Raw genomic sequence first — 23,743 nt, forward strand, 5'->3', positions numbered from 1 at the left:
ATATTTTCCTGTAGGAAGAATTATGCAATTAAACTTTTTCAATATAATGTATATATATGTCTAGGGAGGGGGGATGACCGTTTTGACAAGCATTCAAAGTATATTAATTGAAAAATTAATCAAACTGTCGGTAAGTAGAATGGCGAAAAAAGGAGTCCGCAAAACAGGGATGGTGGAGAGACGGCATATGTTTAATGAATTTGGTGTCAGGCTTGGTAAGCTGCCTAAGGGCTGTATTAGGGAATCCTGCAAAATTGGCGGCCTCTATTCTGAATGGCTTTCCTTCACTGATACCAAGGAAGACAAGGTAATCCTTTATTTGCACGGCGGCGCATATGAATATGGGTCGGCAGATACCCACCGTGTACTGGCAGCTAGAATTAGCAAGGCTTCCGGTGCCAAGGTGCTCTTGCCGGAGTATCGGCTTGCCCCTGAACACCCATTCCCGGCGGCGGTTGAGGATGTTGTATTGGTGTACCACTGGCTGCTTGAACGCGGCTATGAATCTGCTAATATTATTTTTGCTGGGGATTCAGCGGGTGCAAGCTTAAGTATCGCAGCCGCCTTGACGCTGAGGGAGCAAAACGATCCTCTGCCGGCAGCGGTTATTTGTTTATCACCTTGGGCAGATTTAACTAGCAGCGGGGAGAGTTATGAGAAAAACAGGAAGCTTGATCCGTTTTTAAACCCGGAAGCCGTGAGAAAAGCAGCTGCCATGTATGCAGGTGATAAACCGCTCAATCACCCAATGATTTCGCCAGTTTTCGCTGATTTGACCGATTTCCCGCCATTGTTTATCCAATCGGGAAGTCATGAAATTTTACAAAGTGATGCCAAAAAGCTTGCAGCCCAGGCGCGGGTTGCAGGTGTTGATGTCACCTTTCAGATTTGGGAAGGAATGTGGCATGTTTGGCAAATCTTCGGCGGCATTCTGCCCGAGGCACATAAAGCCATTCGCGAAATCGGGTATTTTGCGGAGCGAATCTTTAAAAACTCCACAATAAAGTGAATTCCTGCAAATCGGAAATTGTAATAATATTGCCAATATTTTTACGGCCAGTCTTTTCTACAGTATATATAATGAGAATAAATAGGAACACGATTTTTGAAGGAGGAGCAAATCATGAAAACGTTAATTGTTTATTGCTCATCCCATGGTACGACAGAAAAAGCAGTAAGTGTATTATCCGCGAATATTGAAGGAGAGGTCCTCGCTGTAGATTTGAAACGTGATAAAATTCTTTTTGATTTAGAGGAGTATGACGGGGTTATTATCGGAGGATCAATTCATGCAGGCGAAATTCAAAGGAAAATTAAACAATTTATCAATCAGCATCATGAAGAGCTTTTAGAAAAAGAAGTGGGTCTATTTATTTGCTGCATCCGAAAAGGTGATATCGCTGTAGGGCAATTTAACCATGCCTTTCCACAGGATTTACGGAAAAACTCTTTAGCAATGGGCTTGTTTGGAGGCGAATTCTTAGTTTCGAAAATGAATTTTTTTGAAAGACAAATGATAAAAAAAGTGGATAACGTAATAAAAGACGAATCCCATTTAGACTTCAAATCCATCATGGAATTTGCCCTTAGATATAATAATATAAGAATCCCGGTCTAGTCAGCCAGGCTTTTATTCCAAAACGCTTCTGCAGCAAAAGAGGCGTTTTTTATTTTAGAAAAATATTTATTTGTTTAAAAAAAACACTATTTGAACATAATGGAAGGGTCAAATTACAACATGAGAGAGGATTTTTATGAAAATTTGGTTTAACCGCTGGTTTACAACTGTTTCCCACTATATTGAGATGATTCGGGACAATCCCGATAACCGGAAATTTACAATCTATGGAACGAGTCCTAATAAGGATGCCCTATATTTGCAGTACTGTGATAAGGCTTTTACCGAACCGGATCTCTCCGGTGATGAATATATCGCCTTCTGTCTGGAGTTTTGTGAAACACATGGTATCGACATTTTTATACCCCGCAAAGAAAATGTGTTAATTTCAAAAAGACTAGCTGATTTTGAAAAAATCGGCGTCAAAGTATTGGTCTGTCCGGATGCGGAACTAATGGAGAGGATGGATAATAAGGCCCTTGCTTATCAAATCATTTTGGATAAGTCAGAAAAAGCAGGCCCTATATTTACTATTCCTGAACATTATGTGGTTAATACATTAACTGAATTTAAGTCCGCTTATGAAAGGCTGATAGAAAAGGGACATAAGGTTTGTTTTAAACCGGTCATTGGCGAGGGTGCCAACGGCTTTCGCGTGATAAAGGATGAGATTGATTCCGTCAATCAGCTTTTTCATCATGGCACTAGTTTCCGAATGCCTTATCGGTACGCTTGCGAAATTCTTGGCCAGCAGGAGAAGTTTCCTGATTTAATGGTTCTTGAATATTTAGAGGGCCAGGAATATAGTATTGATTGCCTGGGAACACCAGACCGATTACTTGCTGCGATCCCAAGGATGAAAGGAGATGGACGGATCCGTGAGCTAGTTGACCATCGAGAACTGATTCAACTCGCCCATCGATTTCATCTTGAGTTTAAGCTTCCATATATATTTAATATTCAATTAAAATATAACAAGGGTATCCCAAAGCTATTGGAAATTAATCCGCGTATGAGCGGCGGCATGCATATCAGCTGCCTCTCTGGTATCAATATGCCCTATCTTGCCATCAAAATCCTCCTTGGGGAGAAAATTGAAGAAGTCAGCCCGCGTTTCGGCATCCGCGCCAGCCATCTCGAAAGAGAAATGATTCTTAAAGATGATTGGTGTCAGGCACCCTAAATCATATAAAGATTTCATTTCTATAGTAGATAGTGTAAAATAATATAAATATGGAAAATTCAAAAAAATGGTGCGGCTGGGAAAGGTGAAAAAATGACTTATTCGGAATTAGAGCTAATTGCAGAGACAAAAACATTTCATGTTAGTAATGTGAAGATTTTTGATTATTTCGACCTGGGGCGGAAGGAATGGTACCGTTTTTGTACCCAGCAGCTGGGTGTAGAGGCAGTAGCGGTGCATATTGGCGTTGATTATAAAAAAGAAGTGTTTAATAATGATGAAATAATTGTTCGCACATGGCTTGAACGAGTCGGGAATACAAGTTTTACCCTTATGCAAAGGATGGAAAATAAACAGGGCATACTGCTGGCGTCTGCGGAAGTGATTTTGACAACAATTAATCGGCAAACAAGAATTAAAACAACCGTGCCCAATGAGATTCGTCAAATGCTCCATCAAAATGCTGAGCTTGCCGAACTAATCAACTGCTAAAAAAAAGGACGAACACCATTGCAATGGTGCTTGTCCTTTTTTCATTTAACTACTATATTGGATACTGTTAAACAAACATTTTATGCTATAGAATGATAGATAGGTTAAAAAAATGGAGGATTCATTAATGGAAGGAAAATGGCTGATAGCAGATCGAGACTTAAACGAACGAGAAGGGTTGAAGTGGATGTTAAAAACCTCCTCTATTCCTGTTGCCCGCATCATGTCGGCTGCCGATTATCAGGAATTTATCGTCCTTTTTGAGAAAGAATCCCCAGAAGTCGTCTTAATCGAACTAGATATGATTAGCAAAGAAGATTGGCCTGCTTTTCGTGATTTGATCCAAATTTATGAACCTATTCTGCTATTAACTAGTGCTGAGGCCACTTTTGAGAAAGCGCGCCTGGCTATAGATTTGCAGGCACTGGATTTAATGATCAAACCTTTTTCGACGGTAAAAATAAAGTCTGCATATCAAAAGGCTTCCAGAAAGCTTTCGACCAAATGGAGACCAAATGGTCCAATGCAGTCAACTCTCTATAAAGATATTACCTATGAGTCCTTATTTATTTTCCAAACAGGTTTTAGCGAAAACTACCATATTGCCGCATTTAAAGCTGAAGAAATTGAAATGAATCGTACCTTGCATTCCTTTTTATTAGAATATTCCTTTAAGGAATTGCATGGCATTTTTCCGTTAAGTGACATGGTGATTCTTTTGTTTAAGGAATCCTGTACCACCATTATGGAGCAATGCCAGAAAGCAATGAGAAGATGGGAAGAGGAATTTTCCGACTCACTTGCGATTGTCGTTCATAAAGGGAATTCCCCAATGCCTCTTAACGAAAAATATCGCCAAACCAGAAAAATGCTGGATTTCACTTATTATAAAGGATACCGGCAGGTGGCGGAGTTTGAATACGCTCCGAAATGGGTTTATCAGGACCCATTCTTAACGCCTCCCGAGCAACGGAATTGGATTGACATGCTCACCAACTTTGAATTGGAAAAAATAAAGAAATGCCTTTATGATGAATTTCTACAATTAGAAACTCCTTATCCGGATCCAGGGCTGGTCAGAATCAGGTTGACAAGTATTTTGGCGCAAATAAGAAGATTTATGAAGACCTATACTCTTGAGGAAGACGAGAACTTTGAGAGGGAATATCGCTACATTTTTAATTCTATTTTATATGATACGGTTCTTTACCGGACGGTTCAAAATCTGATTTTATTTATGCAAAAAATATTCCAGGGTGTGGAGGCTAACATCCGCAGCTTAAAAAACGATCCAATTGAAAGAGGCATCGCATATATGGAAGCTAATTTTTCTAATAGCCAGCTGCGGCTTGAAGAAGTAGCTCAATATGTGGAGCGAAATCCGTCTTACTTCAGTCATCTTTTAACCTCGACGATCGGTTCGAGCTTTACGGATGTGTTGACCGGAATCAGGATGAAGGAAGCGAAAAGACTGCTGCGGGAGACGAACAAGCCCATCAATGAAATTGCCGCTATGACAGGCTTCCAAAATTCCAATTATTTTAGCAGGCTGTTTAAGGACTTGGTAGGTTCATCGCCAAGAGAATATCGGAAAGAAATGAAACTATGACTCAGTGCAGACTGAGTCATTTTTTATTGGGTTTGTAAAAATAATTAATGTTTTCTAAAAAAAATATATTTTATAGAGAGTTTGTCCTAAAAAAAAGCATTTTATTATAAAAATAGTATCTGTTTTCTAATGTTTTATTCCTGTTTTTCAGAAGATTAGCTTTTTATAATAAAAATAGATTTAAATCAATAAGGGGTGTAAAAATGGAAACGAAAATATCACAACCAAGGGTAGTAAAAAATTATAAAGGCACTGAATTACATGCAAAGGGATGGATTCAAGAGGCAGCGCTTCGCATGCTTTACAATAACCTTGACCAGGAGGTTGCCGAACGACCAGAAGATTTAGTAGTCTATGGCGGAATCGGAAAGGCAGCACGTAACTGGGAATCTTTTGATGCAATTGTGAAAACGCTTTTAGAGTTAGAAGATGATGAAACATTATTGATCCAGTCCGGAAAGCCGGTTGTAGTTTGGAAATCTCATAAGGATGCGCCGCGTGTATTACTGGCAAATTCAAACCTTGTTCCTGCATGGGCTAATTGGGAGCACTTCCATGAGCTTGATAAAAAGGGCCTAATGATGTATGGCCAAATGACAGCCGGCAGCTGGATTTATATTGGCAGCCAAGGAATCGTTCAGGGAACCTATGAAACTTTTGCTGAGCTTGCTCGCCAAGAGTTTGGCGGTTCATTAAAACACTCGATTACACTAACTGCTGGTCTTGGCGGGATGGGCGGCGCTCAGCCGCTTGCTGTAACAATGAACGATGGTGTTTGTATCGCTGTGGAGGTCGATGAGTGGAGAATCGACCGTCGGATCGAAACAAGATACTTGGATGTAAAAACAAAGGATCTTGAAGAAGCATTACGTTTAGCGTTTGAGGCGAAGAAGGAAGGAAAGGCGCTTTCTATTGGCCTTCTTGGAAACGCGGCAGAAATTTTACCATTAATGATTGAAAAAGGTTTCAATCCAGATGTGTTAACAGACCAAACCTCTGCTCATGACCCATTGAACGGATATGTGCCAATTGGTTATTCTTTGGAAGCAGCCGCGAAGTTAAGGGTAGAAAATCCTGTGGAGTATGTCAAGCTTTCTAAACAAAGTATGGCGGTGCATGTGAAGGCAATGCTTGAGATGCAACAGAAAGGTGCGGTTACATTCGATTATGGTAACAACATCCGCCAGGTAGCAAAGGACGAAGGTGTGGAGAATGCTTTTGATTTCCCAGGATTTGTTCCAGCTTACATTCGTCCATTATTCTGTGAAGGAAAAGGACCTTTCCGCTGGGCGGCATTATCTGGTGATCCGGAAGATATCCGTAAAATTGACGAAGCATTACTTCGCGAGTTTAAAGATGATGAGCATCTTTGCAAATGGGTAAGAATGGCGCAGGAAAGAATTGCATTCCAAGGACTTCCGGCACGTATTTGCTGGCTGGGATATGGAGACCGTGCCCGTTTTGGAAAAGTAATTAATGACATGGTGGCTAGCGGAGAGGTTTCAGCACCAATCGTTATTGGACGTGACCACTTAGACGCTGGTTCTGTTGCATCACCTAACCGTGAAACGGAAGCCATGAAAGACGGTTCGGATGCAGTTTCCGACTGGCCGATTCTAAATGCAATGATCAATGCTGTTGGCGGAGCGAGCTGGATTTCATTGCACCATGGCGGCGGCGTTGGTATGGGATATTCCCAGCACTCTGGTATGGTTATCGTAGCAGATGGAACGAAGGAAGCAGAAGTTCGATTGCAGCGCGTATTAACAACTGACCCTGGGATGGGTGTAGTTCGCCATGCTGACGCTGGGTACGATCTTGCAATTAAAACTGCTAAGGAAAAAGGCATCAAAATGCCAATGCTCAAGCAAGACTAATATTCCCAGGATTAGGGTACGCAATCATGTTTGGCGGATATCTCGGTTAATTCGGTGAATAACATGCAATTATTGGCGGATTCCTGTGTTGAAATGGAAATGCAGCCCGAGATAATCCTGCAAGTCTACGTTTTGAAAGGAATGACTCAAATTGACCAAAGCAATTTTTATTAGAAATGCTTCTCAACTAGTTACTTTACATGGTGGCTCTGATGCACCACGGGTAAAAGCGGAAATGTCTGATCTCGGCATTATCGAAAACGGCAGTGTATGGATTGAGGACGGAGTTATTCAGGCTGTCGGCACTGATGAAGAGCTTGCCGCTAAATATACAAATCGTCTTAGTGAGGCTGAAGTGGTAGATGCAAGCGGGAAACTTGTGACTCCTGGGTTAGTCGATCCTCATACACATCTTGTTCATGCAGGAAGCCGAGAAAACGAGTTCAATATGCGTTTGCAGGGTAAAACTTATATGGAAATCATGAATGCCGGCGGCGGGATTCATGCAACTACAAGAGCCACCAAATCTGCCTCCCATGAAAAGCTTTTTAAAGAAAGCTATCATCGTCTGAATCAATTTTTGCGCCATGGCGTAACGACTGTAGAGGCAAAAAGCGGCTATGGGATGGAATGGGAAACCGAATTAAAGCAGCTGGAAGTGGCGAAAGAGCTGCAGGAAAAACACGTCGTGGATGTCGTTTCTACTTTTATGGGGGCCCATGCCGTGCCAAAGGAATATAAGGAGAATCCGAATGAATTTGTACGGGTGCTAGTTGAGGAAATGATTCCGATGGTGGCAGAGCTTGGACTTGCCGAATTTAACGATGTGTTTTGTGAACACGGAGTCTTCACCCCAGAGCAATCGCGGGTGATTTTGGAAGCGGGGAAGCGATATGGGTTAATTCCGAAAATCCATGCTGATGAAATCGAACCTTATGAGGGAGCGGAGCTAGCAGCGGAAGTCGGGGCAATATCCGCTGATCACCTACTTAAAGCGTCAGAAAAAGGAATGCAGGCAATGGCAGATAAAGGAGTAGTCGGGGTGCTGCTGCCTGGTACGGCTTACTTTCTAATGGCGGAATCGGCAAATGGCCGGAAGATGATTGATTTAGGAGTTCCAGTCGCTCTTTCTACCGATTGTAACCCAGGTTCATCACCAACCGTTTCACTTCCATTTATTATGAACCTTGGTTGTTTGAAAATGGGAATGACCCCTGCTGAGGTCATAGTCGCTGCAACCATAAATGCCGCCCATGCCATCAACCGCGGACGTGAGATTGGCTCATTGGAAGTAGCCAAAAAAGGTGACGTGACTATTTTCAACATTGAAAACTATATGAAGCTTCAATATTCCTATGGCGTCAACCATACGGATACCGTCGTGAAAAATGGCGTGGTGGTTGTCAGGGGAGGGCAGCTCGTTGAAGAGTTTTCTTTATCCTAAACTGAATCCGCCGAGCTTTACATGGGTACGGCCGGAGGGAAGCAATACACAGGCTTCCAAAATTCATGAATGGATTGAGCCTATTTCTGCTGCAACCAACCCGGAAAAAGCTAAGGGCGCTGACTTCGTCTTTGTCGGTGTCCCGCTTTCCCGTTCGTCCATTAGTGCATCAGGAGCCTCGGAATTTCCGGATGCTTTTCGAAGAGCTTGGAAAGGCTTCGCTACGTATAACCTGGATGAAGATGTGGATCTGGTGGAAATGTCAGCACTTGATGCTGGTGACGTTCCAATGTATGTCACCGATATCCACCGCTGCCACGATAACATCATTACAGCCTCTGCTGCGCTTCATCAGCATTTCACAAGCTCCAAAATATGCGCCATTGGCGGCGATCATTCTATAACGGCGATGATGGTCAAGGGGCTTCATCAGGCGAGGCCAAAGGAGAAGATAGGAATTGTTCAATTTGACACTCATTTTGATTTACGCGATATAAGTGATAATGGTCCTACTAATGGGACACCGATGAGAAACCTGATAGAAAGTGGAGTTGTACAGGGTTCCAATATGTACAACATCGGTCTTCACGGGTTTTTTAACACGAAAGATTTAAAGCAATATGCAGATGAAAAAGGAGTCAATTATATTACTTTAGGGCGGGCACGGAAAAAAGGTATTGAGGCGACGGTTTGTGAAAGCCTGGATGCACTCGCCGAAAGAGTAGACACCATTTATTTAACTGTTGACATGGATGTCCTCGACATCGCCTATGCCCCAGGGGTACCTGCTTCAACGCCGGGGGGCATGACCACAGCCGAACTGCTCGAAGGGGTAATGGCCGCCGCTAAGCATCCAAAAGTAGGTGCCATGGACATTGTCTGTCTTGACCCGCTCAAAGACAGTGCTGTCCAGCAGACCGTAAAACTCGGTACGCACGTATTTTTAACCTTTCTCACAGGAGTAATGTTGCGATAGGTGTCAGTCACCCCAAAAAGACAAACTCCATTATGTCGTTCATTAAAAAACCTCGTCTGATTGACGAGGTTTTTCATGGATTATTCAGTTCAAGAGCCTGAACAAGTATTAGATAAATCCAGCAAGTTTTTTTGCATAAAGCATATTGGTTTTGAGTATTTCGTAATATAGGTCTGGGTAGCCGGCGACAAGGGCGATTTCGTGGGAGGGGTTGCGGTATTGGACATCGAGTATCCATATTTCCTCATTTTCATCAACCTTTACCGTTACACTGGCATTGGCAAAATGGACTCCATTGCTTTCAATTGCTTTGACGGCTGCAATCGATTTATCCGAAATTTCCTTGATCATCATGGCCGTATTCACCTCGTCAAGATCCCAAACTTCTTTTAAAGTCTCCTTTCCCAATTCCACAAAAGGATAGATGGTGCTTAGTACTGTCCCGGGTTTTCCTTGTCTTGCAAACATGTTCATGACCTGCCACTTACCCTCCGGATTTTTGATGACAATCACACTAAAATCGATAGTCCGGTCATGTGTGGTTAGCAGCTCAATTGATTGCTGGATCATCCACTCCCCTTCCTGAAAATAGGAACGAAATAATTGATAGGCTTGTTTTTGGTAGGTATATTTAACTCTCTCAGATGTCCTTTTAAGGGGATTCGTAATCACTATATAATCATTATCTATGGAGATTTTATATATGGTGGAATCTTTCGAGGTACTAATCGACTTGACAATCACTTTAGGGTGTTTTTCTAAAAAAAGATAAAGTTCTTCAGGAGATTCGTAGAGAATCGACTCTGGCAGGTAATCTCTCACTACATAAGATGATTCCAAAATTTGATGGATTGTCCATTTTGTTAAGTTGAAATCATTAAAAACCGTGTCCCCGATAACATCTTGAAAATGTTTGATCCATTTTGAACTTGCCTTTCTTGTTAGGACAAATAGTGAGGAAGGATAGGGGAAAACACCTTTTTCCCACTTTTTGTAATTCGGGTTGTAGACATAACCCTTAATCGTTTCGTTCTCTTTATTTACACCTTCAATGGAAAAAACCAGAATGGCCCCCTTAATATCACTATAATATAATAAATAATCCAAAAGATCATCGAGTTTATTTTTTAAAGAATCATGGTGGTACCCTGCCAATAAACCGATAAAGGGTCCAAAGTGGATTTCGTTTCCTTTTAATAGAATTTCATAATGACAGTCAAGAGGAATATTTAATTGCTCAAGAATATCTGAAGAAAGACTTACCTCGTTTTCCTCTAGGTCAAGTGATGTATGAACAGAAGCTTGAACAGTTTGGCTGCCGAAGCTTACTAATCTTTCAGCTGGTTTAGTCAGCCCGATGAATTTTGCTACTTTTGGATGCAGACTTAAGTGGCCTACTTGTCCACTATCACGCCGTATTCGAAAAAAACTTTCCAATTATTTCCCCTCCTAGCATAAATGTGGTTAAGTTATTGTATGTTCGTTTTATTAATATTGTTTTTATTAAAGGGAAAATTGGGAGCTAAGTGGCCAATTTGGTTGTTAGCCTTTAAATTTTTTTGGGTTTGGAAAAACAGTATTATAGATAGTTTATTTTATTAAAATAATAAATAAATTTTGCATTTAAACCCAATTCGGATGGATAATGGAATTTGTAAATAAACGGGGAAATTAATTATATTTTCTATTATTCCTCGGGAAAGCGCAGGATAAGACATTTTTCAGGCTTTTTTTGTCGGTTGATGGCGCTCCGAAGCCGAAAAAGCTCGACAATGAAAAAACAAAGGAGAATTCAATTATGAATAAAAAGGTTATTGTGTACACCACGGACGACTGCATTGAATGCACTATGGTAAAAAAGGTACTTACAGAAGAAGGAATCCTATTTGAGACAAGGAACATTGCTAAGAATTCCGAGTATCAAAAAGAAGTGGAGAAATACGGTTTTCTCGGTGTTCCTGTAACGGTTGTCGATAACAGAGCCGTTAAGGGTTTTACAAATGAACTTAAAGAATTGATGGAGCTTGCGAAAGGGAGCTAATAATTTCATGTCTCGCTCTCTAGCATCAAAAACATTTTTCTTTACAAAACAGTGTTTAAGGTTTATTCTGATGTTAATTTCATAACCAGTGTAACTACTAGGGGTGCCCTGTAAGCGGGCTGAGAGAAAACGGCTAGTTTTTAACCCTTCGGACCTGATCTGGATAATACCAGCGTAGGCAAGTAGACCATGTTTAATTTTTACGGTTTCTTACTTAACTTAACCAGGTCCTTTATGAGGGTCTGGTTTTTTGTTTTATAAAAGGAGGAGAAGGATTTGCTTAAAAACAACTTGTTTGAAACATTGCAAAAAGTAAGAGAAGTAAAACCGCTTGTACATAATATTACGAATGTAGTAGTAACCAATTTTACTGCGAATGGACTTTTGGCTCTTGGGGCATCACCGGTAATGGCCAATGCTGCTGAGGAAGCAGCAGATATGGCACGGATCGCTAATTCGCTAGTTTTAAATATTGGTACGTTAAATCCGAAAACGGTAGATTCGATGATTTTGGCAGGGAAGGCAGCCAATGAACAAGGCGTTCCGGTTATTTTTGACCCGGTGGGTGCAGGGGCAACCCCGTATCGGACGGAAACAGCGCAAAGAATCATGAGGGAATTAAAGATATCCATTATTCGCGGGAATGCCGCTGAAATTGCCAATGTCGTTGGCGAGAAATGGGAAATCAAAGGTGTTGATGCGGGGACCACAAATGGTAATATTACCGCTCTAGCCATGTCTGCTGCAGAAAAATTAAACTGCATCGTCGTCATCACAGGGAAGGAAGATGTCATTACGAATGGCAGGTCTACTTACGTTGTGGATAATGGGCATCCATTGTTAACAAAAGTGACAGGGACTGGCTGCTTGTTAACTTCAGTCATTGGTGCGTTTACCGGGGTGGAAAAAAATTTAATGCAGGCATCTGTTGCTGCAGTCTCGATATACGGAATAGCCGCAGAAAAGGCAGCGGAACTAACGGTGCAATCAGGCCCAGGAAGCTTCCAAATCGAATTTTTGAACCAGCTTTCGAAGGTTGCTTCAGATGACATCAATCTCTATGCTTCCATAAAAAAATTAGCTGGAGGAGAGTAATAATGAAAAAGGCGTTAACAATTGCAGGTTCCGATTCTGGCGGCGGAGCAGGAATTCAGGCCGATCTAAAAACGTTTCAGGAGTTAGAGGTTTTTGGAATGTCTACAATAACGGCTGTTACTGCACAAAATACATTAGGCGTCCATGGAGTTTATCCGATGTCAGCCGAAGCGGTTATCGAACAGATGAAAGCCATTGGTGAAGACATGGGAACTGATGCGGTGAAAACGGGCATGTTATTTAATGCGGAAATTATCGAAGCTGTATCTGTTAACCTTACAAAATATCATTGGGATAATGTTGTTGTCGATCCTGTAATGATCGCAAAAGGCGGCGCTTCCTTGCTGCAAACGGAAGCAATCTCCGCCATGAAAAAGTTTTTATTACCGCTTGCCAAAGTGGTTACCCCGAACATACCTGAGGCAGAGGTTCTATCCGGGATGTCTATACGTTCAGCGGAAGATAAGCGGGAAGCAGCAAAAAAATTACATGCCTTAGGCGTACAAAACATTGTTCTGAAAGGCGGCCATGATGAAAACCCTTCAGAATCAACAGATCTCCTATTCGATGGAAAAGAATTCTTTACCTTTACAAGTAAGCGAATTCCGACTAAGAACACACACGGCACTGGCTGCACTTTTTCAGCAGCTATTACCGCTGAACTGGCTAAGGGAGCAGATGTATATCAAGCGGTCATCAAGGCGAAGGATTTTATTCAGGCTGCAATTGAAGATGGAATTGTGATTGGGCAGGGACATGGGCCGACAAATCATGGTGCATACCGGAAAAGAATCATGGAGATGGTTCAATCATGATAAACTTACGCGAAGCCTTGAAAGTATATTTTATTATGGGAACAGCTAACTGCAGGAAGGATCCGGTTGAGGTATTGAAAGAAGCCATCGCTGGAGGAATTACGCTTTATCAATTTCGGGAAAAAGGCGAAGAGGCATTAATCGGAAAAGATAAATATGCTCTTGCGAAAAAACTGCAAAGCCTATGCAAAGAACACAGAATTCCGTTTATCGTTAATGATGATATTGAACTGGCAATCGCACTTGACGCAGATGGGGTTCATATCGGTCAGGAGGATGAACCGGCAGAAACAGTCAGGCGTCAAATTGGCGATAATAAAATTCTTGGTATATCCGTTCATACGCCGGAGGAAGCAGATGCAGCCCTTAGCGCCGGTGCCGATTATTTCGGAATTGGACCGGTTTTTCCAACGAAAACGAAGGCCGATGCAAAGCCATCAAGAGGGACTGCACTTATCGAGGAACTGCGAAGCCAAGGAATTGCTGTACCGATTGTCGGAATTGGTGGAATTACAAGTGAAAATGCGGCAACGGTCGTGGAAGCCGGAGCAGATGGTGTTTCAGTTATTACCGCCATCAGCCTTGCCGATTCACCGCTCATAGCTGCAAAGGATTTACGAAAAAGTGTAGGGGGAGTAAGGAAATCATGAAAAAAACGTATAAACTTACGTTAACTGCTATGATGATTGCGATGGGGACTCTTTCAAGTAACCTGGTCGTGGTACCGATTGGCTTTACAAAGGTTTTTCCAATTCAGCATTTTTTGAACGTTCTTTCCGGGGTTCTGTTGGGGCCATATTATGCCGTGGCCCAGGCTTTTGGTGTTTCCCTGCTTCGGAATATGATGGGGACGGGTTCGCTATTCGCATTTCCCGGAAGCATAGTCGGGGCGTTTCTGGCCGGACTATTATTTTGGAAAACTAGAAAAGTCTACTTTGCTGTTATAGGAGAAGTGGTTGGGACGGGAATTCTTGGGGCATTGCTTTCCTATCCAATTGCAACCCTAATCCTCGGGCAGAAAGCGACGCTATTCGGGTTTATCCCATTATTTATTTTCAGTTCATTTGCCGGAGCGCTGCTTGGATTTGTGATTTTAACAATTTTCTTAAGGAAGAAAGTGCCTCTAAGCGAGAAAAATATCACCATTACTAAATAAGATCTCACTAGGGGAAGCCTAAGCAGGCTTGAGATGGAGTACAGCTCCGAACCCTTTGAACCTGAACTGGTTGAAGATACCAGCGGAGGGAAGTGGAACGATCATAACCCACTCTTTCCATTGCTATATAGAGTGGGTTTATTTTTTTATAAAACTAGAATGGATTTTAGGAGGCTTTAGGAATGGTTAATATGGAAGATTTCATAGAAACAATTGGACAAGAAGTGGAGGCTAGGGAAGCCGAACTGCTTAAACTTTTGAGCGACTTAATTGCGTTTCCAACTGAAAGTCCTCCGGCTCGCAATACAACGGGAATCCAGGAATTTATTAAAAGCTATTTAAGAGATTTAGGATTTCAAACTGATATGTGGGAAGTATATCCGGGGGATTCGAATGTGGTGGGAATTTTAACAGGTGAATCCTCTGAGCAATATAATAGTTTAATTGTCAATGGACATGTGGATGTTGCTGAGGTTGGCGACGAGAAGGAATGGGGGTCTGACCCGTTTTCAGCCAGAATCAAGGATCCTTATATTTATGGACGGGGCGTTGCCGATATGAAAGGCGGTATTGCCGCCTCCCTCATTGCTATAAAACTTTTAAAAGAGCTTGAGGTTCCGCTTAATGGAGATTTGCAGTTTCAGTCTGTTATCGGAGAAGAAGTTGGCGAGGCAGGAACTCTTGCTTGTTTGGAAAGGGGCTATTCTGCTGACTATGCAGTAGTCGTAGACACAAGCGACTTACATATCCAAGGGCAGGGCGGCGTCATAACCGGCTGGATAACGATTCAAAGCAAAGAAACTTATCATGATGGGATGAGAAGAAGGCTGATTCATGCCGGCGGGGACGTCAATGGTGCCAGTACGATTGAAAAAATGATGAAAATAATAGAAGGCCTTCAAGAGCTTGAACGCCACTGGGCTGTGACAAAAAGCTACGAAGGTTTTCCACCAGGGATGAATACGATTAACCCTGCTGTGATCGAGGGTGGAAGGCATGCGGCGTTTGTTGCTGACCGCTGTGCTTTGTGGGTGACCGTTCATTTCTACCCAGATGAGGATTACGAAGAGGTTATTAAGGAAATTGAGCAGCATATTGGTGCCGTTGCAGCGGCCGACCCATGGCTTCGAGACAATCCTCCGGAATTTGTTTGGGGTGGTAAATCAATGATAATCGATCGTGGTGAAATATTCCCTTCCTTGGAGCTTGATTTGGACCATTCGGGAACTAGATTGCTGGCAAGATCCGTTGAAAAAACGCTTATAAAAAAGCCTGTACTTGATATGTCATCGACCGTAACAGATGCAGGCTGGCTTGGCCGAGCAGGAATTCCGACAGTTATTTTTGGGCCGGGAAAACTAGAGGATGCCCATGCTGTAAATGAGAAGGTCGAGATTCGGCAATTGTTAGATTTCACAAAAGTGTTAGCTCAATTTATCGCTTTATGGTGCAATACACGAAGGGAGTCGTAAAGCCAATGAAATTTTCTGATCGGCTTTTTGAAAAAGTTAAGGGCATTTGGGAGAAAACGCATGAGCATCCATTCGTAGTCGGATTGGGCAAAGGAGATCTTCCTGTCGAATCATTTATTCGCTATATGAAGCAGGACTATATGTTTCTTATCGATTATTCCAAGTTGTTCGCCTTCGGAGCTGTGAAGGCGAAAGATGTTGGGACCATGGCGGCTTTTGCAAAGCTTTTGGATGAAACATTAAATGGTGAAATGGACCTGCACCGTGAGTATGCGAAACGGTTTGGAATTAGCGAACAAGAACTCGAAGACACGAAACCAACTCCTATTAATTTAGCGTACACTCGCTACATGCTGAATGTGGCTCAAAATGGTTCCTTAGAGGAATTAATATCAAGCCTGCTCCCATGTATGTGGAGTTATTGGGAGATTGGCAAAATGCTAGCAAAAAACTATCAAAATTCTAGCAATCATCTATTATTCGGCGACTGGGTCACGATGTACTCTTCTGCTGAGTTTGGGTCGCTGGCTCTCTGGCTACTCGATTTGCTAGACCAAATAACGGAAGGAAAACCAGAGCGAGAATTGGCGGTTTTAGAAGAGCATTTTCTCACAACATCCAGGTTTGAGTATATGTTCTGGGATATGGTCTACGAGGGAGGCGAATGGCCTGTCTAATTCATCTATGTTACACATCGAAGATTTAACATATACGTATGATCGGGAAGAGCAGCCGATTTTTCAACAGCTCTCTCTCGATTTAAAGGCGGGGGAGTTTGTTTCGCTTATTGGTCCAAGCGGCTCAGGGAAAAGTACACTTTTTAAATTAATTACCGGACTGCTTAAACCAGGCCAGGGAAAAATACAAATGGCTGGGGACCTATCCTCAGGAAGATTAGGAAACGTTGGCTATATGCCGCAAAAAGATTTACTGCTGCCTTGGCGGACTGTAATGGAAAACGTGCTGTTGCCCTTAGAAATCGCGAAAGAGGACAAGCGGGAAAAGTCACACGAAATCCGTGCTTGGTTATCCCGTTTTGGCCTAGAGGAATATGAGAATGCTTATCCAGATGAATTATCAGGGGGAATGAAACAGCGTGTAGCCTTTTTACGGACCATTATGACAGGCAGGGAACTTTTATTGTTGGATGAACCGTTTGGGGCGCTGGATTCGTTAACGAAACGAACAATGCATAGCTGGTTATTGGGGCTATGGGGTGAGCTTCAAAAGACCGTGCTGTTCATTACACATGATCTCGAGGAGGCAATTTTATTAAGCGATAGAATTCTTCTCCTTCAAAATGGAGGAGTCCAGGAATATAAGCTCAACTTGCCAAGACCACGAAATTCAGAATCTATTTATCAATCAGAGTTTATTTTGATGCGTAAGGAATTGGAGCGGCTGATACATCATGAAAAGTAAATGGAAAAGATGGGCCGGAGAATACGGTTTGTTTTTGCTCACGGCCGTGTGTTTAATCAGTATTTGGCAGTGGGTAGTTGAAGCCGGAATGGTGCCTTCATTTATACTGCCTGCACCTACCGCAATCGGCGAGTCACTTGTGAACAATCGTGAGATTCTTTTGGGCGAGCATTTACCGGCGACATTCTTAGAGGTTTTGATTGGCTTTGGACTTTCGCTCATAGGAGGGCTGCTTATAGGCGTTGGTATGCATTTTTCTAGAATATTAGAAAAAGTGCTTTATCCTTTTCTAATCATCTCGCAAACGATCCCGATGATAGCCATTTCGCCAATTTTTATCATGTGGTTCGGCTACACTATTTGGAGCAAGGTGGCGGTGACGATATTGGTCGCCTTTTTCCCAATCGTTGTTAGTACTTATGACGGGTTAAAGACAGGCGGAAGCGAATATCGTGAATTACTGTTAACAATGGGGGCCGGACGCTGGACAATTTTTCAAAAGGTGCAGGTTCCGATGGCTTTGCCATCCATCATGTCCGGGTTAAAAATGGCGGTGGTTTATTGTGTCGTCGGGGCCACCATTGGTGAATGGCTAGGGGCAAGTGAAGGTCTGGGATATTTTAGCAGACGGATGTCTTCGAATCTCCAGGCAGAATCGGTCTTTGCAGCCATTTTTCTGCTTTCTTTAATGGGAATTGTGTTGTTTTTGTTTATAAGCTTACTAGAAAAAAGGTTAATAAAAAATAAGATCCGTTAATTAGTGAAAGGAAGTCATTATTGTGAAAAAAAGTTTATTAATTATGGTCAGTTTCCTGCTTCTGTTGGTTAGCGCATGCGGGAAGGCCGGGGCCGATAAGTCCGCAGGTAAAGAGCAGGGCCTCCAGAAAGTCAGCTTGATGCTTGACTGGTATCCGAATGCCGTTCACTCGTTTCTTTTTGCTGCACAAGAAAAGGGCTATTTCAAAAAACAAGGACTGGATGTCGACATTCAAATGCCTGCAGACACGAACGATCCTTTAAAACTTGTGGCTGCTGGAAAATTTGACATGGCGATCAGTTACCAGCCTCAAGTATTAGTAGCGCGTGGAGAGGATATTCCTGTCCGGTCATTTGCTGCTATCGTTAGACACCCGCTTAACCAATTAATGGTTGCAGCCGATAGCCCGATTCAATCACCGAAGGATTTGGCTGGACGGACCATCGGCTATCCCTCGATTCCATTGGATGAAGCAATCATTCAAACGATGGTAAAGGCAGATGGCGGAGATGCTGGAAAGATAAAAATGGTCGATGTCGGCTGGGACTTGATTCCGGCGATGGCTACGAAGAAAACCGATGCTTTGATTGGCGGTTATATCAATCATGAAAAATTATTGCTTGATAAAGAGGGACACCCAATGCGTACATTAAATCCAGCAGATTATGGTGTACCAGACTATTATGAATTGGTGCTGGTGGGAGGCGACAAGGGGTTAAAAGAAAAACCTGAAGTGTTTAAGAAGTTTATGGCCGCAATAAGAGATGGACAAAAATATGTTGCGGACCATCCGGAAGAGGGGTTGTCCATTCTATTAAAGCATGAAGACAAATCATCACCACTGGAAAAGGACATCGAGGCGAAGAGTCTCGAAATTCTGCTGCCGTTGATGGATGCAGGAGATAAACCATTCGGCTACCAAGATCCTGTGGTCTGGGAACATGCCGCTGCATGGTTAAAGGATACCAAAATTATTAATAAAGAGATCAAACCAGAAGATGCCTACATTAACTTTCAATAGAAAATAATCTTGAAAATTAAAGGATGTCAAGTTCAGGCATCGTAAGTGAACAAATGTCCACGAGCGGATGCCTGAACTATTACTGATATGTTAGAAAATATGAATAATTTGGGCGAGAAATCATGTTCATCAGGTAGGCTGAGTGGTTGGGGCTGGGTTTTCGTTTTTTGTTTAGGAAGTCTATGATGACTTTGGCGTTTCGGATTCCGATTCCATGGCCATAGTATTGATCGTCGCCGAAATAGATGACATTTTCCGCTCTCCAATGAGGCTCCTTTGGACTGAAATCAGGATTATTGAAATGAAGAGCATCTCCTGGTAAATAATCATTACCGAATTTTTGATAGATTGGCAAATCCTCATCAAATTGCCAGTCCATCAAATAAAGGCGATCAAACAGCAAATCAAACCGCGTTCTGCCAATTGAATAAAGAGTAGCAATATATAAAACAATGGCTATAGCAGTGGAACACTCAAAAGCATATAGCTTTCCGTTTTTTAAGATGTCTAGAATGGCAGTTGAAGGACTTGCCCCCGGCTTTAATAGGAACCCTCCGTTGACGAGACGGTCCCAATATTTTTTATTGCAGATTGCATAGGTAAAGGTTGTAAATATTACGCCGCTTTTGTTCAGTTCACGGGCAGCTCTCATCGTATTAGACCGAAAAGTCAGTTCGAATTTAAGCTGTTCCAAGGTGTAATACGAATATACCTCTTCATAAGCGGTCATTTGTTTTATTATTTTCCGCTGTTCTTGGCTGGTGATTTGTTTATAAAGCTCCTCAGCCTTAACAACCTGATGATTTATACGAATCATATTCTATCCCCCTAAATCAGATATCAGCCTACCTTTACATTATGAATAATCCCTAGTTGTGACACTTAAAATGAATTCTTTACTGCTTATTTTAAAAAACAAAAAGTTGGGATTAACCCCCCAACTTTAAACAAACCCATCATCACTATCGCCGTTTTTAGGCCAGTCAAGAAGAACATGTTATAATAAAAACACAAATCAAAATGGAAGGACGTGCAATATTTGGCAGCACAGCAATTTCAATTGACGAAAAAGAAGCCAACCCAATACATACCGCCAATAGGAGAATATGAAAGCTTTCAAAGTGAAGAGGATTTTAAAGGGAAGTTGAAGGAATGGGGGTTGTCAACAGCCAAAAAAGAATTTTGGTATAAGGACAGAGGGTTTCAATGCCTTGTTAGCATAAAAGGGTATGAAATGTACGGAAATCAAAACTACACCCTTATAATTGAATTTTCAGATGGAAACCTTAGCTGTATTCACCCCGCTTACTTAAAGGAAATGCAGCAGGCAAGTTTCGGGAAGGAAAGCATGCTTACGCTTGAGAATCGGGATGTGAAGGTAGAGGAAGCTGATGAATCAGTTAGTCAAGAGGAATCAGCAAAAATCAACCTGGAAAGTAAAGCAGAAACAAAGGAAATCAACTCCCAAGCTGAGACGGCCAAGCCGGCAAAAGTGAAAGAGGCTAAACCTAAAAAGGTGAAGGCCCCCAAAATAGAGCTGCCTGCGGATAAAGTGCATTTTACAGCCACTGTAAAGCAGTTTGCCCTGACTTACAATGCTTTTAATGAGGAAAACGATGAAGTCGTGGTCCTTGAAAATGTCCAAATTGTCCAGGAAAATCCTCTCGCCCTTGGACTAGCCTGGTGCAGCCACAGCAAAACACTGAAAAAATTCGAGCTTGCCCCTGGTGATATTCTCGAGTTCGATGGGAAAGTGGCCGCTAAAAAACTTGCAAAAGGGAAGGACGTTGCGGAGGAGTTCACTGTCGAAGTGCCAGTGTTATATAAAATTAATAATCCTTCAAAAATAACGAAACGATAAAAACAGGGACCTTTATTGGTCCCACAGATTGTCGAGAAAGGGTAAATTTCTCGACAATTTTTTATTTTGTCCAAACCTAAAATTTAGTTTATCCCTGCAAACTGGCCTGTTGATTTCCGCTCCGGGCACTCGCTTTCCGCGGGGAGCTCCTGGAGCCTCCTCGGCGCTTTGGCGCCTGTGGGGTCTCCAGTGACCTCTATATCCCGCAGGAGTCGAGTGCCCTCCGCTCCAATCAACAGGGAAGAAAATCCACTTAAGTATTGCAACACACATTTTCTATCCTTGATAAGTGTGGTGCAATCTTTTTCGTATTTTGGCAGGCTGCAGTAATGAAGAGCCTGTTCTTTTACATTATTTATTCCCGCAACCGGCAATAGCGAAGCCCATGCAGCTCTTTTGAATCTGCGAAGCTTCGCTCAATTTTTTTAAAAGCATTCTTCCCGATTTAAATAAGCGATAACCTTATTATTTCACGTTCAGGAGGCTCTCCGGCACGCCCGCGGAAAGCGAAGTGCCTGGAGCGCCAATCAACAGACTAATTGAAAAGCCTTATATTAATGATGTTATAACAAATTAACGCAGTGAATCGTTAATGAAAATGAATAAAATAAAAGGCTGCCGAAGGTTTTCGACAGCCTAAGGGGCCTTTATTGGTCCCTAATTTTTTTCGGTTCAATTCGGAAAATACATTTCCATACGGTCACAGCCCTTGCGTAATATGAAATAGTTTTGAAAATCAGTATTTAGTGATACACTTTCATAATCCTTAATGGAAATAGAAAAGGTTTTTCCATCTTTTTTTGTAAATAAAAGCATTCCATTTAAATGTTTTATGGTATCAAAATGAAACCCGTCTCTTTTCCATAAAAAATCTTCGTCCTCATAGTAGTTAAAAACGACCTGCCTATCGTGGTAATTCTCAAAAATAGAAAAGTTAGATATTCTTTTTTCCAATTTTAACACCTTCCCCTATACCTTATTTTAGGAAACTATATGAATGAACGGGGTGACGGGAATCACAAATCAGAATTATTTCGAGACCCAAAATTTTTTATATGTAATCGCCTCCATCGGAAATTAGCGAATTCATCTAGGGAAATATGGAGTATAATAAGGAAATAATCAATACAACAGGGGTATGAAACATTGGAAAAACAAAATAGCAATTATAGATGGTTAGTTTTTTCAGCAGTGTTGTTTACGTATTTTATCATTGTAAGTCAAAGAACAGCACCTGGATTAATTTCGGATCAATTAATGAAGGATTTCCATTTACCAGCGGCCACGATCGGTTTGTTGGCAAGTATACAGTTTTTAGCGTATGCAGGACTGCAAATTCCAATTGGGATTTTATCTGACCGTTTGGGTCCAAATTATTTTCTTATTGGCGGAACCCTCCTGACGGGGCTTGGGACAATTATTTATAGTTTTGCCTTGAATGAAGCCATCCTTTTTTCGGCAAGATTGCTTGTGGGAATAGGGGATGCCGCCATTTGGGTCAATTTGGTGCTGATTTTAAGCGGGTGGTTTCGAGCCAATGAATTTGTAAAATTGCTTGGCTTTGCAGGAATGGCCGGAAGCCTCGGTTTTTTATTGGCGACAGTTCCCTTCTCCGCTTTTATTGCTTCTTTTGGATGGAGACCGCCTTTTCTGACAACGGGTATTATTCTCTGCCTTATAGGAATTCTTTTATATTATGTTTTGGTCATGAAGCCAAATCAAATGGGCTTGAACAAAGCTAAGCCGCAACAGTCCTATCTTAAAAAACAGCCGCGGCAGGAAAAAACCTTGGTGATGCTGCGTCGTATTTTTTCAAATCGTCAGGCATGGGCTGCTTTTTTCTGCCATTTTGGAGCGGTCGGGACGTATGTTGGATTTATTGGTTCATGGGCAGTGCCATACGGAATGCACGTATATGACATGACAAGATCGGCTGCTAGTCAGCTGGTTATGATTGGCTTGATCGGCGCCATCATCGGCGCGCCTGTAACAAGCTGGGTTTCAGCACGGATTGATTCACTCAAAAGGCCATATGTCCTGGTTCATGTTGTTATTTTGCTAAGCTGGACTGTCATCCTCCTTTGCGGTGGAAATCCGCCTGTTTTCCTTCTGTATATTCTTTTCTTTCTAATAGGATTTGGAAATGGCGGCAGTACTCTAACTTTTGCAGTCGTTCGACAGTCTTTCCCTATAAAGGAAGTCGGCGTGGTCACAGGATTTGCTAACACAGGAGGCTTTATCAGCGCGGTACTTTTACCCAGCATTTTTGGTAAGGTATTAGACCATTTTCATTCATTCGGTGCAAGTGTGGGGTACCACTATGGCTTTATTATTCCAGCTGCATTTGCGCTGATTGGCTTACTTGGCGGAATGATGATCAAGGAAAATCAGCGTGAAGTGAACAGGCCAAGTGAAGAAGCTATTGTTTAATCTTAGATTAATTAGGCGATAAGCCTATCCCTCATTCAATTTGGACACATATACTAATTTGTAACCATTTTGAGGAGGAGAGATAAAGAATGGATAGACAAGTAACAATTGGTTTACCAGGCGGAGGATATGCACCACCTGGGCATCCGGGAATGGGATATCCAGGAGCGCACCCAGGCATGGGTTATCCGAGTTATCCGGGAATGGGCTATCATCACGGCCATGGCGGTTTTTATCCGGGACATGGATATCATCACGGCCACGGCGGCTATTATCCAGGACATGGGTATCATCACGGCCACGGCGGTTATTATCCGGGACACGGGTATCACCACGGCCATAGCGGCTATTATCCGGGACATGGGTATCATCACGGCCACGGTACCTACCAACCAGGCCAAGGCTGAAAGGGTTAATTAACAGAACAGGTTGTTCATGAAGATTTAAGCAGGTGCTATGGCTCCTGCTTTTAAT

General features: G+C 42.3%; 24 protein-coding genes, 1 pseudogene and 2 riboswitches. Of the genes and pseudogenes, 21 read left to right on the forward strand and 4 right to left on the reverse strand.

The features are described 5' to 3' along the window. Positions 1 to 82: 82 nt before the first annotated feature. The 8 genes from ACZ5AE_RS12435 (at position 83) to ACZ5AE_RS12470 (ending at position 9,199) form a co-directional block, all read left to right on the forward strand. Positions 83 to 1,009, forward strand: coding sequence for an alpha/beta hydrolase (locus ACZ5AE_RS12435; protein ID WP_464572697.1), 927 nt, complete (start codon positions 83 to 85; stop codon positions 1,007 to 1,009). A 114-nt stretch (positions 1,010 to 1,123) separates the two neighbouring features. Beyond that, complete coding sequence (locus ACZ5AE_RS12440) at positions 1,124 to 1,618, forward strand: flavodoxin domain-containing protein (RefSeq protein WP_464572699.1); 495 nt, start codon at positions 1,124 to 1,126, stop codon at positions 1,616 to 1,618. 136 nt (positions 1,619 to 1,754) lie between these two features. After that, entirely contained in the window at positions 1,755 to 2,801 is a 1,047-nt protein-coding gene (locus ACZ5AE_RS12445) for an ATP-grasp domain-containing protein (protein WP_464572701.1), read from the forward strand. A gap of 93 nt (positions 2,802 to 2,894) precedes the next feature. Then, positions 2,895 to 3,293, forward strand: a complete 399-nt coding sequence (locus tag ACZ5AE_RS12450) for an acyl-CoA thioesterase (RefSeq protein ID WP_464572703.1) — start codon at positions 2,895 to 2,897, stop codon at positions 3,291 to 3,293. A gap of 127 nt (positions 3,294 to 3,420) precedes the next feature. Continuing rightward, positions 3,421 to 4,902 carry a helix-turn-helix domain-containing protein gene (locus ACZ5AE_RS12455; RefSeq protein ID WP_464572705.1) on the forward strand — a complete coding sequence of 494 codons (1,482 nt, stop codon included), beginning with the start codon at positions 3,421 to 3,423 and terminating at the stop codon, positions 4,900 to 4,902. A 203-nt stretch (positions 4,903 to 5,105) separates the two neighbouring features. Continuing rightward, entirely contained in the window at positions 5,106 to 6,779 is a 1,674-nt protein-coding gene (gene hutU / locus ACZ5AE_RS12460) for a urocanate hydratase (RefSeq protein WP_464572707.1), read from the forward strand. A gap of 151 nt (positions 6,780 to 6,930) precedes the next feature. Beyond that, positions 6,931 to 8,223, forward strand: coding sequence for an imidazolonepropionase (gene hutI, locus ACZ5AE_RS12465; protein ID WP_464572709.1), 1,293 nt, complete (start codon positions 6,931 to 6,933; stop codon positions 8,221 to 8,223). After that, on the forward strand, positions 8,201 to 9,199 hold the full coding sequence (locus tag ACZ5AE_RS12470) for an agmatinase family protein (RefSeq protein ID WP_464572711.1): 999 nt from the start codon (positions 8,201 to 8,203) through the stop codon (positions 9,197 to 9,199). The genes hutI and ACZ5AE_RS12470 overlap by 23 nt, the downstream gene beginning before the upstream one ends. A 108-nt stretch (positions 9,200 to 9,307) precedes the next feature. Here the strand turns inward: ACZ5AE_RS12470 and ACZ5AE_RS12475 are convergent, their stop codons facing one another. Continuing rightward, on the reverse strand, positions 9,308 to 10,636 hold the full coding sequence (locus tag ACZ5AE_RS12475; protein ID WP_464572713.1) for a YheC/YheD family protein: 1,329 nt from the start codon (positions 10,634 to 10,636) through the stop codon (positions 9,308 to 9,310). 361 nt (positions 10,637 to 10,997) lie between these two features. On the opposite strand from ACZ5AE_RS12475, the gene ACZ5AE_RS12480 reads away from it, so the two are divergent. The 10 genes from ACZ5AE_RS12480 to ACZ5AE_RS12525 all read left to right on the forward strand — a co-directional run bounded on the left by ACZ5AE_RS12480 (position 10,998) and on the right by ACZ5AE_RS12525 (position 18,978). Then, positions 10,998 to 11,240 carry a glutaredoxin family protein gene (locus ACZ5AE_RS12480; RefSeq protein WP_464572715.1) on the forward strand — a complete coding sequence of 81 codons (243 nt, stop codon included), beginning with the start codon at positions 10,998 to 11,000 and terminating at the stop codon, positions 11,238 to 11,240. Between the two features lie 89 nt (positions 11,241 to 11,329). Next, positions 11,330 to 11,438: riboswitch (TPP riboswitch) on the forward strand. A gap of 78 nt (positions 11,439 to 11,516) precedes the next feature. Next, positions 11,517 to 12,335 (forward strand): hydroxyethylthiazole kinase, encoded by an 819-nt coding sequence (gene thiM / locus ACZ5AE_RS12485; protein WP_464572717.1) that lies wholly within the window; start codon positions 11,517 to 11,519, stop codon positions 12,333 to 12,335. 2 nt (positions 12,336 to 12,337) lie between these two features. Continuing rightward, positions 12,338 to 13,150: a bifunctional hydroxymethylpyrimidine kinase/phosphomethylpyrimidine kinase gene (gene thiD / locus ACZ5AE_RS12490; protein ID WP_464572719.1), complete on the forward strand. Its 813-nt coding sequence runs from the start codon at positions 12,338 to 12,340 to the stop codon at positions 13,148 to 13,150. Continuing rightward, positions 13,147 to 13,800, forward strand: a complete 654-nt coding sequence (gene thiE, locus ACZ5AE_RS12495) for a thiamine phosphate synthase (protein WP_464572721.1) — start codon at positions 13,147 to 13,149, stop codon at positions 13,798 to 13,800. The genes thiD and thiE overlap by 4 nt, the downstream gene beginning before the upstream one ends. Then, a complete protein-coding gene (gene thiW, locus ACZ5AE_RS12500) occupies positions 13,797 to 14,306 on the forward strand; it encodes an energy coupling factor transporter S component ThiW (RefSeq protein WP_464572723.1) in 510 nt (169 codons plus the stop codon). The genes thiE and thiW overlap by 4 nt, the downstream gene beginning before the upstream one ends. Further along, positions 14,306 to 14,414: riboswitch (TPP riboswitch) on the forward strand. Its footprint overlaps the gene before it by 1 nt. Before the next feature lie 83 nt (positions 14,415 to 14,497). Then, the gene (locus ACZ5AE_RS12505) at positions 14,498 to 15,778 is read left to right on the forward strand and encodes an acetylornithine deacetylase (RefSeq protein WP_464573614.1); all 1,281 of its coding nucleotides are present in this window, start codon (positions 14,498 to 14,500) and stop codon (positions 15,776 to 15,778) included. Positions 15,779 to 15,783: 5 nt separating this feature from the next. After that, entirely contained in the window at positions 15,784 to 16,455 is a 672-nt protein-coding gene (gene tenA, locus ACZ5AE_RS12510) for a thiaminase II (protein WP_464572725.1), read from the forward strand. A 7-nt stretch (positions 16,456 to 16,462) separates the two neighbouring features. Then, complete coding sequence (locus ACZ5AE_RS12515) at positions 16,463 to 17,200, forward strand: ABC transporter ATP-binding protein (RefSeq protein ID WP_464572727.1); 738 nt, start codon at positions 16,463 to 16,465, stop codon at positions 17,198 to 17,200. Beyond that, a complete protein-coding gene (locus ACZ5AE_RS12520) occupies positions 17,190 to 17,957 on the forward strand; it encodes an ABC transporter permease (RefSeq protein WP_464572729.1) in 768 nt (255 codons plus the stop codon). The genes ACZ5AE_RS12515 and ACZ5AE_RS12520 overlap by 11 nt, the downstream gene beginning before the upstream one ends. A gap of 22 nt (positions 17,958 to 17,979) precedes the next feature. Further along, positions 17,980 to 18,978 (forward strand): ABC transporter substrate-binding protein, encoded by a 999-nt coding sequence (locus ACZ5AE_RS12525; RefSeq protein ID WP_464572731.1) that lies wholly within the window; start codon positions 17,980 to 17,982, stop codon positions 18,976 to 18,978. 79 nt (positions 18,979 to 19,057) lie between these two features. Here ACZ5AE_RS12525 and ACZ5AE_RS12530 read toward each other — a convergent pair whose 3' ends face one another. Next, on the reverse strand, positions 19,058 to 19,795 hold the full coding sequence (locus tag ACZ5AE_RS12530; RefSeq protein ID WP_464572733.1) for a protein-glutamine gamma-glutamyltransferase: 738 nt from the start codon (positions 19,793 to 19,795) through the stop codon (positions 19,058 to 19,060). Positions 19,796 to 20,008: 213 nt separating this feature from the next. Between ACZ5AE_RS12530 and ACZ5AE_RS12535 the strand changes: the two genes are divergently transcribed. Then, positions 20,009 to 20,839: a hypothetical protein gene (locus tag ACZ5AE_RS12535; protein ID WP_464572735.1), complete on the forward strand. Its 831-nt coding sequence runs from the start codon at positions 20,009 to 20,011 to the stop codon at positions 20,837 to 20,839. A gap of 253 nt (positions 20,840 to 21,092) precedes the next feature. Here ACZ5AE_RS12535 and ACZ5AE_RS12540 read toward each other — a convergent pair. Together ACZ5AE_RS12540 and ACZ5AE_RS12545 are read right to left on the reverse strand one after the other, a co-directional pair. Then, positions 21,093 to 21,266, reverse strand: a pseudogene (locus tag ACZ5AE_RS12540) (transposase); the annotation flags it as partial. 245 nt (positions 21,267 to 21,511) lie between these two features. Then, positions 21,512 to 21,793 (reverse strand): hypothetical protein, encoded by a 282-nt coding sequence (locus ACZ5AE_RS12545; RefSeq protein WP_464572737.1) that lies wholly within the window; start codon positions 21,791 to 21,793, stop codon positions 21,512 to 21,514. A 192-nt stretch (positions 21,794 to 21,985) separates the two neighbouring features. On the opposite strand from ACZ5AE_RS12545, the gene ACZ5AE_RS12550 reads away from it, so the two are divergent. Both ACZ5AE_RS12550 and ACZ5AE_RS12555 read left to right on the forward strand, forming a co-directional pair. Further along, complete coding sequence (locus tag ACZ5AE_RS12550) at positions 21,986 to 23,269, forward strand: MFS transporter (RefSeq protein WP_464572739.1); 1,284 nt, start codon at positions 21,986 to 21,988, stop codon at positions 23,267 to 23,269. An 89-nt stretch (positions 23,270 to 23,358) separates the two neighbouring features. Continuing rightward, positions 23,359 to 23,676, forward strand: coding sequence for a hypothetical protein (locus tag ACZ5AE_RS12555; RefSeq protein WP_464572741.1), 318 nt, complete (start codon positions 23,359 to 23,361; stop codon positions 23,674 to 23,676). Positions 23,677 to 23,743: the final 67 nt, after the last annotated feature.

The organism is Neobacillus sp. S1227 (genome assembly GCF_055385255.1).